This window comes from Methylobacterium phyllosphaerae, from assembly GCF_001936175.1.
GTDB lineage: Bacteria > Pseudomonadota > Alphaproteobacteria > Rhizobiales > Beijerinckiaceae > Methylobacterium > Methylobacterium fujisawaense.
The window spans coordinates 3891127-3905329 of sequence record NZ_CP015367.1 but is presented as its reverse complement, the minus strand read 5'-3'; the positions used below and the strand labels follow the sequence as shown (position 1 = coordinate 3905329).

The 14203-nt window shown below is 70.2% G+C and carries 12 protein-coding genes; 10 read left to right on the top strand and 2 right to left on the bottom strand.

Features of this window, described 5'->3' with window-relative positions; all coding sequences use genetic code 11:
• Positions 1–172 precede the first annotated feature (172 nt).
• Genes MCBMB27_RS17830 through MCBMB27_RS17820 form a run of 3 tightly spaced genes read left to right on the top strand, consistent with a single transcriptional unit; the run spans position 173 to position 2694 of the window.
• Positions 173–1126 carry a lipid kinase gene (locus tag MCBMB27_RS17830; RefSeq protein WP_043346841.1) on the top strand — a complete coding sequence of 318 codons (954 nt, stop codon included), beginning with the start codon at positions 173–175 and terminating at the stop codon, positions 1124–1126.
• A complete protein-coding gene (locus tag MCBMB27_RS17825; protein ID WP_053609619.1) occupies positions 1123–1893 on the top strand; it encodes a TerC family protein in 771 nt (256 codons plus the stop codon). Before MCBMB27_RS17830 ends, MCBMB27_RS17825 begins: the two co-directional genes overlap by 4 nt.
• Positions 1894–1908: 15 nt before the next feature.
• Positions 1909–2694 carry an ABC transporter substrate-binding protein gene (locus MCBMB27_RS17820; RefSeq protein ID WP_078947139.1) on the top strand — a complete coding sequence of 262 codons (786 nt, stop codon included), beginning with the start codon at positions 1909–1911 and terminating at the stop codon, positions 2692–2694.
• Between the two features lie 264 nt (positions 2695–2958).
• Here the strand turns inward: MCBMB27_RS17820 and leuS are convergent, their stop codons facing one another.
• On the bottom strand, positions 2959–5568 hold the full coding sequence (gene leuS, locus MCBMB27_RS17815) for a leucine--tRNA ligase (RefSeq protein ID WP_075380962.1): 2610 nt from the start codon (positions 5566–5568) through the stop codon (positions 2959–2961).
• Between the two features lie 392 nt (positions 5569–5960).
• Here leuS and MCBMB27_RS17810 point away from each other — a divergent pair, with 392 nt between their 5' ends.
• On the top strand, positions 5961–6713 hold the full coding sequence (locus tag MCBMB27_RS17810; protein ID WP_043346853.1) for a YggS family pyridoxal phosphate-dependent enzyme: 753 nt from the start codon (positions 5961–5963) through the stop codon (positions 6711–6713).
• A 15-nt stretch (positions 6714–6728) separates the two neighbouring features.
• Here MCBMB27_RS17810 and MCBMB27_RS17805 read toward each other — a convergent pair whose 3' ends face one another.
• On the bottom strand, positions 6729–7286 hold the full coding sequence (locus MCBMB27_RS17805) for a L,D-transpeptidase family protein (protein WP_043346855.1): 558 nt from the start codon (positions 7284–7286) through the stop codon (positions 6729–6731).
• Between the two features lie 375 nt (positions 7287–7661).
• Here MCBMB27_RS17805 and MCBMB27_RS17800 point away from each other — a divergent pair, with 375 nt between their 5' ends.
• From MCBMB27_RS17800 to MCBMB27_RS17775, 6 genes are all read left to right on the top strand, one after another.
• Positions 7662–8348, top strand: a complete 687-nt coding sequence (locus tag MCBMB27_RS17800; protein WP_043346856.1) for a response regulator transcription factor — start codon at positions 7662–7664, stop codon at positions 8346–8348.
• 65 nt (positions 8349–8413) lie between these two features.
• Positions 8414–8905: a cyclic nucleotide-binding domain-containing protein gene (locus MCBMB27_RS17795; RefSeq protein ID WP_043384073.1), complete on the top strand. Its 492-nt coding sequence runs from the start codon at positions 8414–8416 to the stop codon at positions 8903–8905.
• A gap of 51 nt (positions 8906–8956) precedes the next feature.
• On the top strand, positions 8957–9802 hold the full coding sequence (gene dapD, locus MCBMB27_RS17790) for a 2,3,4,5-tetrahydropyridine-2,6-dicarboxylate N-succinyltransferase (RefSeq protein WP_043384148.1): 846 nt from the start codon (positions 8957–8959) through the stop codon (positions 9800–9802).
• Between the two features lie 40 nt (positions 9803–9842).
• Entirely contained in the window at positions 9843–10697 is an 855-nt protein-coding gene (locus tag MCBMB27_RS17785) for an alpha/beta fold hydrolase (protein WP_043346860.1), read from the top strand.
• A 159-nt stretch (positions 10698–10856) separates the two neighbouring features.
• The gene (locus MCBMB27_RS17780) at positions 10857–11735 is read left to right on the top strand and encodes an acid phosphatase (RefSeq protein ID WP_043346862.1); all 879 of its coding nucleotides are present in this window, start codon (positions 10857–10859) and stop codon (positions 11733–11735) included.
• 130 nt (positions 11736–11865) lie between these two features.
• On the top strand, positions 11866–14100 hold the full coding sequence (locus MCBMB27_RS17775) for a TonB-dependent siderophore receptor (RefSeq protein ID WP_043384067.1): 2235 nt from the start codon (positions 11866–11868) through the stop codon (positions 14098–14100).
• Positions 14101–14203 lie beyond the last annotated feature (103 nt).

Sequence of the window (14203 nt, the reverse complement as noted above, 5' to 3'; positions counted from 1 at the left end):
GATTGCGGGGATGATGGGGTTGCGTTCGTGCGTTTGGGTACCAAGTCGGGGACAGTCTCGGCCTTTCGCCGTTCCCGCGTTCCCCTGGCACCCCCTTGCCGCCGTGCACCGAGGATCCCTTGGCCCGACCTGAGACCGAAACGCCGTCCGGCACCCGTCCCGGACGCACACGATGAGCACGCGCCAGCGCCGGGCCCTGCTGATCTGTAACGCCAAGGCCCGCAATGGCGCCCTGGATCTCGACGAGGTGCGCGCCATCCTGCGGGAGGGCGGGATCGAGCCGGAGGAGCCGTCGCCGGAGGCCGATTGCCGGGATGTCATCCGCGACCGCGCCGGCGCGGTCGACCTCGTGATTCTCGGCGGCGGCGACGGCACCATGAACTACGCCGCCCCGGCTCTGGTGGAGGCCGGCCTGCCCTTCGCCATCCTGCCGCTCGGCACGGCCAACGACCTCGCCCGCTCCCTCAACCTGCCGCTGGATCCCCTGGCGGCCGCCCGCTTCATCCCCGCCGCCGAGGCGCGGCCGGTGGATCTCGGCTGGGTCAACGGTCACTACTACTTCAACGTGGCGAGCATCGGCTTCTCCGCCGAACTCGCCGGCGAACTCACGGCGGAATCCAAGAAGACCTGGGGCGTGCTCGGTTACGCGGTCGCGGCTGTCCGCGTGCTGCGCCGTGTCCGGCCCTTCACCGTGACGATCGAGCATGACGGCACGGTGGAGAAGGTCACCACGATCCAGGTCTCGGTGGGCAATGGCCGCCACTACGGCGGCGGCATGACCGTCGAGGAGATGGCTGCGGTGGATGACGGCAAGCTGGATTTCTACAGCCTGGAGATCGATCACTGGTGGCGGCTCATCACCCTGCTCCCGGCGCTTCGGCGGGGCACGCATGGACGGGCGGCCGACGTGCGGGCGTTCCACGCGCAGGAGATCCGCCTCTCCACCCGCAGACCCCGGCCGGTGAACACCGACGGCGAGCTGACCACGCACACGCCCGCCCACTTCAAGGTCTTCCCGCAGATTCTGCGGGTGCTGGCCCCCGAGCCGGTGCGCGGCCCCAGCCCGTTCGACCTGACCACCCTGGGCAGCCGCTTGTTCCCGACCAGTGAGGCCCCCAGCCTGTGACCGACCTGCTCCAACTCGCGAGCCAGCCGGCCGTCTGGGCCGCCCTCGCCACCCTGGTGGTGATGGAGGTGGTGCTCGGGATCGACAACCTGATCTTCATCTCGATCCTGACCAACAAGCTGCCGGCCGATCAGCAGACCCGGGCGCGGCGTATCGGCATCGGGCTCGCGCTGATCCTGCGGCTGGGGCTGCTCGGCACCGTGGCGTTCATCGTGCAGCTGACCGAACCGGTCTTCGCGGTGCTCGGCCAGGCTTTCTCCTGGCGCGACCTGATCCTGATCGGCGGCGGCCTGTTCCTGCTGTGGAAGGCCACCAAGGAGATCCACCACACGGTGGATCCGGAGCCCGAGACGGACAGGCCAACCGGGGGCAGCCTGGGCTTCGGCGCGGCGATCGGCCAGATCCTGCTCCTCGACCTCGTCTTCTCCGTCGACTCGATCATCACTGCGGTGGGCATGACCGAGCACGTGCCGGTGATGATGGTGGCGGTGGTGGCCGCCGTGGTGGTGATGCTGGTCGCCGCCGAGCCGCTCTCGGCCTTCATCGCCCGAAACCCCAGCGTGGTGATGCTGGCGCTCGGCTTCCTGATCATGATCGGCATGACGCTGATCGCCGAGGGGTTCGGCGCGCATGTGCAGAAGGGCTACGTCTACACGGCCATGGCCTTCTCGGCCGGCGTCGAGGGCCTCAACATGCTGGCCCGACGGCGCCGCCGTCCCGCCCGGGACGGCGTCCCCGCATCGACCGGGCCGGCGCGGCGCGCCTGAGGCGGAGCGACCGTCATGTGGATCCGCGCAGCCCTCCTCCTGCTGCTGCTCCCCGCCGCCGCACATGCCGAGACGAGACCGATGGCACCCGATCCGACGGTCCTGCACGACCTCGCCCCCACCGGCACGCTCCGGGCGGCGATCAATCTCGGCAACCCGGTGCTCGCTCAGGGAGGCCCGGACGGGCCCGCGGGGGTCTCGGTGGATCTGGCCCGGGCCCTGGCGGCGCGGCTCGGGGTGCCGGTGGCGTTCATCACCTATCCGGGAGCGGGCGCGGTTTCGGGCTCGGCGGGCTCCGGAACCTGGGACATCTGCTTCCTGGCGATCGACCCCAAGCGCGCCGAGGGGATCAGCTTCACCGAGCCCTACGTGCTGATCGCCGGCAGCTACCTCGTGCCGGACGCCTCGCCGCTCCGGTCCCCGGAGGCGGTGGATCGCGACGGCGTGCGCGTCTCGGTGGGGCGCGGCAGCGCCTACGACCTGTTCCTGACCCGCGCCCTGACGCACGCGGCCCTGGTGCGGGCACCGACCTCGGCCGAGGCGGTGACGGCCTTCGCGCGGGACGGGTTGGAGGTGGCGGCGGGCGTGCATCAGCCGCTGGCCGCCTACGCGGCGGCGCATCCGGAGGTGCGATTGCTGCCGGGGCACTTCATGGAGATCCCGCAGGCCATGGGCCTGCCGGTCGGACGCGCGGCCGGGGCCGCCTACCTCGCCGCGTTCATCGCGCAGGCGAAGCGGGACGGACTGGTGCGGCGCGGTCTGGAAGCCAGCGGGCAGGACCCGGAGCTGGCGGCGCCTTGAGGTGCGTCACGCGGCGCGCTGAGGCCTTCGTCAACCTGGCGCTGTGACAGAGGCCCGGCAGAGCCGTCCTCGCCCTGGAATCCGCTGACCTCACCCGTGCCCTCATCCTGATGTGCCCGCCTCGGCGGGCCTCGAAGGAGGGCACCCGGGATCGCCCGGCTGGCGGGAGCTCTCCTTCGAGGCCTCCGCTGCGCTCCGGCACCTCAGGATGAGGATGGAGGGTGGGATGGAGTCGATTCCGGATGGGATCGGCAGATCGACGCCTCACACCACCAGGTTCACGATCCGCCCCGGCACGACGATGACCTTGCGGGGCGCCTTGCCCTCCAGGACCTTCTGGACCGCCTCCAGCGCCAGGGTCGCGGCCTCCACAGCCTTGGCGTCGGCATCGCGCGGCACGATGACGTCCGCACGCTTCTTGCCGTTGATCTGGACCGGCAAGGTGATCTCGTCCTCGACGAGGAGCCCCGCCTCGGTCTCGGGCCAGGGCGCCTGGGCCACGAGGCCGCCGCGGCCGAGGACGGACCAGCACTCCTCGGCGAGGTGCGGCATCATCGGGGCGATGAGCTGGACCAGGATGCCGGCGGCCTCCCGCGCCGCTTGTCCCGAGACCGGCCCGCGCAGGCCATCCTCCAGGGCGTTGGCCAGGGTGTAGATGTGGGCGACGCAGCGGTTGAAGCGCAGGCGCTCGATATCGTCCTGCACGGAGGCCAGCGCCCGGTGGGCGGCCTTGCGCAGGGGCAGGTCCGCGGCGCCGTCGCCGGTCGCCTGCACGGCCGCGTTGACCAGCCGCCAGACCTTCTGGACGAAGCGGGCCGCGCCCTGCACGCCCTCCTCGGTCCAGATCACGTCGCGCTCCGGCGGCGAGTCGGAGAGCATGAACCAGCGCGCCGTGTCGGCCCCATAGCTCGCGATGATGTCGTCGGGGTCGACCACGTTCTTCTTCGACTTCGACATCTTCTCGATGGCACCGATCGTGATCGGCGCCTGAGTTTTCACGTGAAACGCGCGGCGCTCGCCCTCCTCCGTGGCGAAGCGGATCTCGGCCGGGGGCACCCAGGCGCCGGCCGCGTCCTTGTAGGTTTCGTGGACGACCATGCCCTGCGTGAACAGGCCGGCGAAGGGCTCGGAGACGCCGGCCCAGCCGGTCTCGCGCATCGCCCGCATGAAGAACCGGGCGTAGAGCAGGTGCAGGATCGCGTGCTCGATGCCGCCGATATACTGGTCCACCGCCAGCCAGCGATCGACCACGGCGCGGTCGGTGGGCGCGTCCGTGAGCCAGGGCGCGGTGAAGCGGGCGTAGTACCAGGACGAATCGACGAACGTGTCCATCGTGTCGGTCTCGCGCCGGGCCGGCGCGCCGCATTGCGGGCAGGGCACGTTCCGCCACGCCGCGTCGCGCTCCAGCGGGTTGCCGGGCTGATCGAAGGAGACGTCCTCGGGGAGCTTCACCGGCAGGTCTGACACCGGAACCGGGACCGGGCCGCAGGACTCGCAGTGGATGATCGGGATCGGGCAGCCCCAGTAGCGCTGGCGGGAGACGCCCCAATCGCGCAGGCGGAACTGGACCTTGCGCTTGGCGATCCCCTCCCCTTCCAGGCGCCGCGCCACGGCCTCGAAGGCCTCCCCGGTGCTCATGCCGTCGAGGAAGCGCGAATTGATCATCCGCCCGTCCTCGACATAGGCGGTGTCGGTGATGACGAAGGTCGCCGGATCCTGCCCCTCGGGGCAGACCACCGGCGTGTTGCCGAGCCCGTACTTGTTCGAAAAATCGAGGTCGCGCTGGTCGTGCGCCGGGCAGCCGAACACCGCGCCGGTGCCGTATTCCATCAGCACGAAATTCGCCACGTAGACCGGCAGCGTCCAGGACGGGTCCAGGGGATGGCGGACGGTGAGGCCGGTGTCGAAGCCGAGTTTTTCCGCCGTGTCGATCGCCGCCTGGGCCGTGCCCGTGCGCCGGCATTCTTCGATGAAGGCCTGGAGAGCGGGGTTTGTTGCGGCAACCGCTGCCGCCAGCGGATGATCGGCGGCCACGGCGAGGAACTTGGCGCCGAACAGGGTGTCGGGCCGCGTGGTGTAGACCTTGATGTCACGGAGGACCCCATCCGCCGCACGTTGGGCCGCTGCGGCGTGGGCATCCGGAACAAGTGCGAAAAGAACCTCCAGGCCCTCCGAGCGGCCGATCCAGTTCTTCTGCATCAGCCGGACCTTCTCCGGCCAGCGGTCCAGCCCGTCCAGCGCGGTCAGCAGGTCCTCGGCGAAGTCGGTGATCTTGAAGAACCACTGGGTCAGCTCGCGCTGCTCCACCAGGGCGCCGGAGCGCCAGCCGCGCCCGTCGATCACCTGCTCGTTGGCGAGCACGGTGTGGTCCACCGGGTCCCAGTTCACCTTGGCGGTGCGGCGGGTCACGAGGCCCTTCGCCAAGAAGTCCAGGAACATGCGCTGCTGATGCTTGTAATAGTCGGGATCGCAGGTCGCGATCTCCCGGCTCCAGTCCAGCGACAGGCCCATGGCCTTCAACTGGTCGCGCATCGACGCGATGTTGGCGTAGGTCCAGTCCCGCGGGTTGACCTTGCGCTCCATGGCGGCGTTCTCGGCCGGCAGGCCGAAGGCGTCCCAGCCCATCGGGTGCAGCACGTTGAAGCCGCGGGCGCGCTTGTAGCGGGCGACGACGTCGCCCATCGCGTAGTTGCGGACATGGCCCATGTGGATGCGCCCCGACGGATAGGGGAACATCTCAAGAACGTAGTATTTCGGACGGCTGTCGGAATTGTCGGTCTCGAACAGGCGCCTCTCAGCCCAGGCTTCCTGCCAGCGCGGCTCGGCATCCTTGGCGTTGTAGCGCTCGACGGGCTGGGGGGCGGTGCTGGTCATGGATCCGGCTGGGTCAGGGGCTCGTCGGTCATTCCGAAGGATGACCACGGCACGGTCGCGCCGCGATAGCATATCTGCGCCGCAGCCGGTCAACGCAGCGCGCGATTCGGGCTTGCGCGGGGCGCGCGAACGCATAGGTCGGACAGGGAGAGGCGGGACATGAGGCGGGGTCGCGCCGGAGCGATCCCATCCAACCCCCTCATCCTGAGACGCGGCGCCGCCGCCTCGACGGCGGGCTGCAGGGTGGCGGACGGCCGGGACCCTCCTTCGAGGCCTCCGCGGCGCTTCGGCATCTCAGGATGAGGGGGTTGGACAGGATGACCGTCCCCTCGAGAATCACGGCAGCGGGGATGCGCGGACCGCCGCCCGGCAGCGACAGGACAGGCAAGGCCATGGACGACGCGAAGACCGAACCCAGCGCGCCTCCCACCGACGGGATGGGGCATGTGACCGCGAAGCTTCCGGTGGGGCAGGCCGATGTCGCCGCGGGTCTCGCCGAGGTCCGGGCGGCCATCGCCCGGGCCGCCGAGGATTCGGAGCGCGATCCGGCCACGGTCCAGCTCGTGGCCGTCTCCAAGACCGTGCCGGCCGAGGGCATCCTGCCGGCGCTCAAGGCCGGACAGCGGGTCTTCGGCGAGAACTACGTCCAGGAATCCGTAGCGAAATGGCCGGACCTCCGGGCCCGCTACCCGGATGTCGAGTTGCACCTCGTCGGGCCGCTGCAATCCAACAAGGCCCGGGAGGCGGTCGCCCTGTTCGACGTGATCCACTCCCTCGACCGGCTGTCGCTCGCGGCGGCGCTGGCCAAGGAGATCGACCGGTCCGGCCGGACGCCGAAGCTTCTGATCCAGGTCAATACCGGCGCAGAGCCGCAGAAGGGCGGCGTGCTCCCGGATCAACTCGACACCCTGCTCTCCGAATGCCAGGAGACCCACGGCCTCGCCATTCAGGGGCTGATGTGCATCCCGCCGGCGGAGGATCCGCCCTCGGCCCATTTCGCCCTGCTGGCCCGGCTCGCGAAGGCCCACAACCTGCCGATCCTCTCCATGGGCATGAGCGCGGATTTCCCCGCGGCGATCCAGCTCGGCGCCACCCATGTCCGGGTCGGGACCGCGATCTTCGGGGCCCGGACCCGGAAGGCCTGAGCCTGAGGTCGGGCCTCAGCCGATCCGCAGATGCGTCCGCGGCCCGAGGCGGCGCAGCAGCCGCAGCAGGTCGGCCCGGGCCAGGGCGACGCAGCCCTCCGTCGGGCGGTAGCCGTCCCGGGCGATGTGCAGGAAGATCGCCGAGCCCCGCCCCTTCCGGATCGGGGCGCGGTTGTAGTCGAGATCGATCACCACGTCGTAGAGCCCGTCGCCGCGCCACATCGATTCGGCGCTGATCTCGGGGGCCGGCAGGCGGATCGGCCGGTTGTAGCGGCGGTCCCGGCTCTCGTCGCACCAGCCGTCGTCGGGCCGGGTCGCCCGCAGGGGCAGCAGCGTGCGCGGCCGGATCCCGAGATGATCGGGCCGGTAGGCGCCGGCCCGCAGGCGGAAGCGCCCGCGCGGCGAGCCGCCGTCGCCCTCGCGCTTGTCGATCACGATCCCGCCCGCCCCGAGGGCGCAGGGGATCACCGCCGGGCCGACGAGAAGCTGCCCGCGCCGCCGGTCCCCCACCGTGGCCCGCACGCGGATGTCCCCCAGGGTCAGGCGGACGGGTCCCCTGCTCGGCCGCCGCATCTCCGTCCTCCCGAATCCACCCGGTCCGGCGCGCCTTATGCCCGAGATCCGTACTCCGAACCGGTGAAAAATTGCGCGCAAGGCAACTTCCGGCCACAAAGGGCGCTCTATTTCTCGGTTGAACCCGGGCCGCCGAGCCGGGATTCGGGAGCCAGCCCACCGCCTCGCCGTGGGGTCCGACGCCTTGATCCTGAAGCGGTGCGCCCCGATCCCGCAGCCCGTTCACCGCGGCGATTGCCGCGGCGGCGAAAGGATGCGGAAACACAAGCCTCGGTAGAGTCGCGCCGCGATCCTGCCGAGATCCTGACGTCATCGCATGCTGCACCCGGCAGGCGGCCCCCGCCTCTCCCGCAGCCTGCTCTGGGGCCCCGGACGATGCCGAATGCCTACCGCCTGCTGATCTGCGACGACGACGCGATCCTGCGCGATACTCTCACCGAGCAGCTCGATCTCTGCGACGAGTTCACGGTCTTCACCGAAGCCAACGCCACGGACGCGATCCGACGGGTCGCCGCCGAGCGCATCGACCTCGCCGTGATGGATGTCGGCCTGCCCGACCTCGACGGGCGCGAGGCCGTGCGCCGGATGCGGGCCGGCGGCTTCCGCGGCCCGGTGATCATGCTGACCGCCCAGGATTCCGAGGCGGACCATGTCGAGGGGCTGGAGGCCGGCGCCAACGACTACGTCACCAAGCCGTTCAAGTTCGGCATCCTGCTGGCCCGGATCCGCGCCCACCTGCGCAGCCATGAGGCCTCCGAGGACGCGGTGTTCCAGATCGGCCCCTACACGTTCCGGCCGGGGGCCAAGCTCCTCGTCGGCGAGCGCGGCTCGAAGCTGAAGCTCACCGAGAAGGAGACCGCGATCCTGCGCTTCCTCTACCGGGCGGGCCGGGCCGTGGTGAACCGCGACACCCTCCTCGCCGAGGTCTGGGGCTACAACGCCCAGGTGACCACGCACACGCTGGAGACGCATATCTACCGGCTGCGCCAGAAGATCGAGCCGAACCCCGCCACCGCCGCGATCCTCGTGACCGAGGGGGGCGGATACAAGTTGCTGCCCTGACGAATTGAAGCTTTACGTGTAGGCGATCCGGCAGGTTCGCGTATGCGCAGGGTGGTGAGGCGTTCTTGGGGCTCGACGACGACATCGCGATCCTCGCGGCCGCACCGCTGTTCGGCTTCCTCGACCGGGATGCCCTGCGCCTGCTGACCTTCGCGGCGGAGCGCCGCGACCTCGCGGACGGCGACCTGCTGTTTTCCCGCGGCGATCCGGCCGATGGCGGCTTCGTGGTGATGGCCGGGACGATCCGGCTGGCACCCCGGTCCCCGGGGGCCGAGCCGGTGCGGGCCGGGCGCTCCGCCTTGATCGGCCAGCTCGCCCTGTTCGTGCGCGGGACCCGCCCGACCGAGGCCCGGGCCGAGGGGAGCGCCGCGGTGATGCGCATCACGCCGATGCTGATGCGCCGGGTGCTGGAGGAATTCCCCGCGGCCGCGCAGGCCGTCCACGACACCCTGGCGGACGACCTCGCCGGGCTGGTGACCGATCTCGATCAGGTGCGCGGGCTCCTCGAGGTCATCGACGGCATCTCCTCAGGTGACAGCTCCGATGGCCGCTTGTAAGCACGGGCTCCCGCCGCAAGAGTTCTGACCCGTTCCATGTCCCAGGCCGGCCTGCCCCATTCCGATCTCGCCCAGACCATCGAAGCCGCCTGGGAAGACCGCGCCAACATCTCGACCGCCACCCAGGGGGCGGTGCGCGAGGCGGTCGAGACGGCCCTGGAGCTGCTCGATTCGGGCAAGGCACGGGTCGCCGAGAAGAGCGGCAACCACGACTGGGTGGTCAACCAGTGGCTGAAGAAGGCGGTGCTGCTCTCCTTCCGCCTCAACGACATGGCGACGATCGAGGGCGGCCCCGGCGGCGCGCCCTGGTGGGACAAGGTCGCGTCGAAATTCGCCGGCTGGGGCGAGGCCGAGTTCCGCGCCGCGGGCCTGCGCGCCGTGCCGGGCTGCTTCGTCCGCCGGGGCTCCTACATCGCCCCCGGTGCCGTGCTGATGCCGAGCTTCGTCAATCTCGGCGCCCATGTGGGCGAGGGCACGATGGTCGACACCTGGGTGACGATCGGCTCCTGCGCGCAGGTGGGGAAGAACTGCCACATCTCCGGCGGCGCCGGCATCGCGGGCGTGCTGGAGCCGCTCCAGGCCAACCCGGTGATCATCGAGGACGATTGCTTCATCGGCGCCCGCGCCGAGGTGGCGGAGGGCGTCATCGTCGGCCAGGGCAGCGTCCTGTCCATGGGCGTGTATATCGGCGCCTCCACCAAGATCGTCGATCGGACCACCGGCGAGGTGATGTACGGCCGCGTGCCGCCCTACTCCGTGGTCGTCTCGGGCACGATGCCCGGCAAGGCGCTCCCGGACGGATCGCCCGGCCCGGGCCTCTACTGCGCGGTGATCGTCAAGCGCGTCGATGCCGGCACCCGGTCGAAGACCGCCATCAACGAGCTGCTGCGCACCTGATGTCCTGAGACTGGGCGGGAGCGTGCTTGGCGGGAGCGCGATGGAGACGCTGGAGCTGAACCTCACGGTGGCGGGCCGGCCGGTGCCGACTCCCTGCGACGTGTTCGGAGCAGGGCCGGACGCCCTCCTGCTCCCGGCCCTGTCGACCATCTCGGCGCGCGCCGAGATGCGGGACCTCGCCCGCGACCTGGGAACCGCGTATCGCTGCCTCGTGCCCGACTGGCCCGGTTTCGGCGCGAGGCCGCGGACGCGGGTGCCCCTCGCCCCCGCGACCTTCCACGCCTTCCTCGACGCCCTGCTCGCCGCTGCCCCCGGCCCGTACGCGCTCGGCGTCGCGGCCGGCCATGCCGCCGGCTACCTCGTGGCGGCGGCGCGGCGCCATCCGCAGGCCTTCGCGCGCCTGGTCCTGGTGGCGCCGACCTGGCGGGGGCCGCTGCCCACCGCGATGCCGGGACGGGCGCACTGGTTCCCGCGCATCCGCCGCGCCGTGGAGGCGCCGCTCCTCGGCGAGGCGCTCTACCGCATCAACATCAGCCCACCGATCATCGGCCGGATGATGCGCGCCCATGTCTATGCCGACGCCGCCCGGGTGACCCCGGCTCTGGTCCGCGACAAGCACGCCATCACCCGCCAGCGCAACGGCCGGTTCGGCACCGCCGCCTTCGTCACCGGAGGCCTCGATCCGGTGGGCAGCCGCGACGCCTTCCTGGCCCTGTTCGGCGACGGCCTGCCGCCGACCCTGGTGCTGCGGCCCGAGGGCGCACCCCGGCGCTCGGGCGCCGAGATGGACGCCCTCATCGCCGGCGGCCGCGTGACCGGCGCCGCGATCCCCGGCGCCCTGAGCCCGCACGAGGAGCATCCGGGCGCCGTGGCCGCCGCGATCCGGGCGGCGTGAATGCGGCGGGGGCGCGATCACGCGTGACAGTCGGCGCGGATCGGCACCGTCACCCTGGACAGAAGAGGGCGCCTGTGCAGGGACTGGATGGGCCGGCTGAGCCGTTCGTCCGGCAGCGGGCGCGCCCCGCAGATTCCATCCGATAGAGCCCCGGATCCGATGCTGCGCACGCCGTCCCTCCCCCTCCTCGCCCCGGCCGCCCTCGCCCTCCTCCTGGCCGTCGCGGCCCGGGCTGAGGATGCGCCCCATCACCCCCCGGCGATGACCCCTGCAGCCCCGTCCCTGGGCGCCGAGACGCTGAAGCCCGGCAAGCCGGCCGTGAAGCCCTACCTGGCGGATGCGGCGGTGCCGGACGCCGTCCAGATCCTGCCGGCCCCGCCGGCCCACGACGCGCCCCTCGACAAGGCCGACCGGGCGGCCTTCAACAGCACCCGTGTCCTCAAGGGAACGGCCCGTTGGGACCTGGCCGCCAACGACGTCGCGGAGGGCGCGGCGGCGGTGCTGGAGAATTTCGCCTGCGTCCTCGGCACCCGGATCGATCAGGCGCGGGTGCCGGCGGTGATCAACCTCCTGGAGCGCGCCCGCCTCGACCTCGCCCGGGCGACGCGGGGCCCCAAGGTCCATTACCGCCGCCTGCGCCCGTTCGTGGGCAACGAGGCGCCGATCTGCGTGCAGCGCAGCCAGGCCCTGGCCGACAGCTTCAGTTATCCCTCCGGGCACGCCACCCAGGGGTGGGCCTACGCGCTGATTCTCGCATCCCTGGTTCCCGAGAAGGCGACGCCGATCCTGACCCGCGGCCGGGCCTATGGCGAGAGCCGGATCGTCTGCGGCGTGCACTGGCTCAGCGACGTGGCGGCGGGACGCCTCACCGGCACCGCGGTCTTCGCCGCCCTGATGGGGGATGCAACCTTCCGGGCGGACCTCGACCGGGCTCGGGCCGAGCTCCGGAGCGCCATGGCGGGCGCCGGGACGGTGCCGGATCAGGCTGCCTGTACCCGGGAGGCTGACGCCCTGCGGGAGCCGCCGCTCGAGTTCTAGGCTCGAACCGTTCCAGATTTGAAGTCTTCTAAGTGTGTGATTTACAACACGTTTTCGGCTTGCTCAAGGACCCGTGAACGATGGTACGTGGACCCCAGGCGCCGCGTAAGGGCGCGTTTCGGGGTCTCCGATGTCATTCCGTATCGCCCAGTCCGGCCTGCTGCTCGCCACCACGGCGCTGACCACGATTGCCCTCGCCCCGGCGGCTGCCGCGCAAGAGACCGCCGTGCAGCTCAACGAGATCTCCGTGGAGGCCGCCCGGCCGGCCGTGGCGGCTCCGACGGGATCCGGCGGCGGCGGCGGCAATGTCAGCGGCGGTGACGGCGGCAGCGCCGCCACCAGCGGCGGCGGCGGCGGGCCCTCCGGCATCACCGGCTACGTGGCGCGGGTGAGCCCGACCGCCACGAAGACCAACACGCCCCTGATCGAGACCCCGCAATCGGTCTCCGTGGTCACCCGCGAGCAGCTCAACGACCGCAACGTGCAGAGCTTCAGCGACGCGCTCGCCTACGTTCCAGGCGCGACCATCAACGTGTCCGGCTTCGACCCGCGCTTCGATCAGATCTTCATCCGCGGCTTCGATGTGCTCTCCAACCAGGGCACCTATCGCGATGGCCTGCGTCAGATCGGGAGCGGCTTCATCTTCCCGCGCATCGAGCCCTATGGCTTGGAATCCGTCACCGTTCTGCGCGGACCGGCCTCCGGCCTGTACGGTCTCGGCTCACCGGGTGGCATCCTCGACGCCACGTCGAAGCGGCCGGTCTTCGCGCCGTTCGGCGAAGTCTGGTTCCAGTCGGGGAGCTTTGATCGCTTCCAGGGCAATTTCGATCTCGGCGGACCGATCGAGGGCACCGGCGGCACCATGGCTTACCGCCTGACGGGTGTGCGTCGGGAGGCGGGGACCTTCATCGGCCGCGGCACGAACGACGACCAGCTCAACATCGCCCCCGCTTTCACGTGGAAGCCCTCGGCCGATACGACCTTCACGTTTCTGAGCGAATTTCAGGTCCGGAATACGCCGGCGACGGTGTTCTACTACAATGATCCCGGCTTCCGCGTTACCAAGTATTACAGCGGCGACCCCCGCTTTGCCGGGCTCGATCAGACGCAATACCGTGTCGGCTACGCTTTCGAGCACCGCTTTTCGGACGACCTGATCTTCCGTCAGAACTTTCGGCACTACGGGGTCTTCCTGAGCGCGAAGTACACCGGAATCGATTCGATCAACGAGGCACGCACCATCGGTACCCGATCGACCGGCTACATCCGCGAGGGATTGGTCCAGCAGACTCTGGATAACCAGCTCGAGGCGCACGTCACCACGGGCCCGATCTCCCATACCCTCGTGGCCGGTGTGGATTACGCCCATTATGGCCTGAGCAACCGGTTCGGCGCCGGTTCTGCGCCGTCTCTCAACCTAATCACCCAGAATTACGGCCAACAATTCATCCCGACACCCGTTCTCGCGAGCCCGACGCGCCAAGCCCAGGACCAGATCGGCGTCTACCTCCAGGATCAGGCCAAGTTCGGCGACTTCGTGTTGACGCTGAACGGCCGTCATGACTGGGTCTTCCAGGATAACCGGACCTCACCCGTCAGCGCGGTGACGAGCCAGGACAACACCGCCTTCACCGGCCGGGTCGGCCTGAACTATCTCCTGGCGCCCGGCCTCGTGCCCTATGCCAGCTATGCCACGACCTTCACGCCGCAGGTGGGCACGGATGTGCGCGGCCAAGCTTTCAAGCCGGCGACGGGTGACCAGATCGAGGCGGGTGTAAAGTACCTGATCCCCGGGACCAACATTCAGACCGCTTTCGCGGGATTCGACATCGTGCAGTCGAGCATCCTGCGGACTGACCCGACCAACCTCGCCTTCCAGGCGGCCACCGGCTCCGTGCGGTCCCGCGGCTTCGAGGCCGAGGCCACGGCCAACCTCGCTCCGGGCACGAACCTGACGATCGCCTACACCCACCTGGATTTCCGCTTCCTGAGCCAGACCTCGTTTACGGGCGCCACGCAGGATGGAAACCGCGTTTCTGGCATCCCCAGCGACACCTACACGTCGTTCCTGACCTACGCGTTCCCGACATATTCGCCGTTGCGCGGGCTGACGGTGGGCGGTGGCATCCGCTACATCGGCACGAGCTTCGCTGACGACGACAATACGGTGCGGAACCCGACTGTAACGCTCTACGACGCTCTGGTGGCCTACGATTTCGCGGCGATCGATCCGAAGTATCAGGGGCTGCGCGCGCAGGTTAACGCCTACAATATCTTTGACCGGACCTATAACACCTGCGCGTTCGGGAACTGCTATCGCGGCGCGCCCGCGACGGTCATCGGCAGCCTGATCTACCGCTGGTAGGTCCTTTGAGCGGGGGCCGCGGCATGGCAGGTCCCCGCCCCCGGCACTGGAGATGGCCCCGCAAACCGTCCTAAGGCCGGAGCATCGTCCTCCGACCCGGACC

What these genes read in the sequence shown, in the direction of transcription:
- MCBMB27_RS17830 (WP_043346841.1), top strand. Translation starts at nt 173, where the DNA reads ATGAGCACGCGCCAGCGCCGGGCCCTGCTGATCTGTAACGCCAAGGCC.
- MCBMB27_RS17820 (WP_078947139.1), top strand. Translation starts at nt 1,909, where the DNA reads ATGTGGATCCGCGCAGCCCTCCTCCTGCTGCTGCTCCCCGCCGCCGCA.
- leuS (WP_075380962.1), bottom strand. Translation starts at nt 5,568, where the DNA reads ATGACCAGCACCGCCCCCCAGCCCGTCGAGCGCTACAACGCCAAGGAT.
- MCBMB27_RS17810 (WP_043346853.1), top strand. Translation starts at nt 5,961, where the DNA reads ATGGACGACGCGAAGACCGAACCCAGCGCGCCTCCCACCGACGGGATG.
- MCBMB27_RS17805 (WP_043346855.1), bottom strand. Translation starts at nt 7,286, where the DNA reads ATGCGGCGGCCGAGCAGGGGACCCGTCCGCCTGACCCTGGGGGACATC.
- MCBMB27_RS17800 (WP_043346856.1), top strand. Translation starts at nt 7,662, where the DNA reads ATGCCGAATGCCTACCGCCTGCTGATCTGCGACGACGACGCGATCCTG.
- MCBMB27_RS17785 (WP_043346860.1), top strand. Translation starts at nt 9,843, where the DNA reads ATGGAGACGCTGGAGCTGAACCTCACGGTGGCGGGCCGGCCGGTGCCG.
- MCBMB27_RS17780 (WP_043346862.1), top strand. Translation starts at nt 10,857, where the DNA reads ATGCTGCGCACGCCGTCCCTCCCCCTCCTCGCCCCGGCCGCCCTCGCC.
- MCBMB27_RS17775 (WP_043384067.1), top strand. Translation starts at nt 11,866, where the DNA reads ATGTCATTCCGTATCGCCCAGTCCGGCCTGCTGCTCGCCACCACGGCG.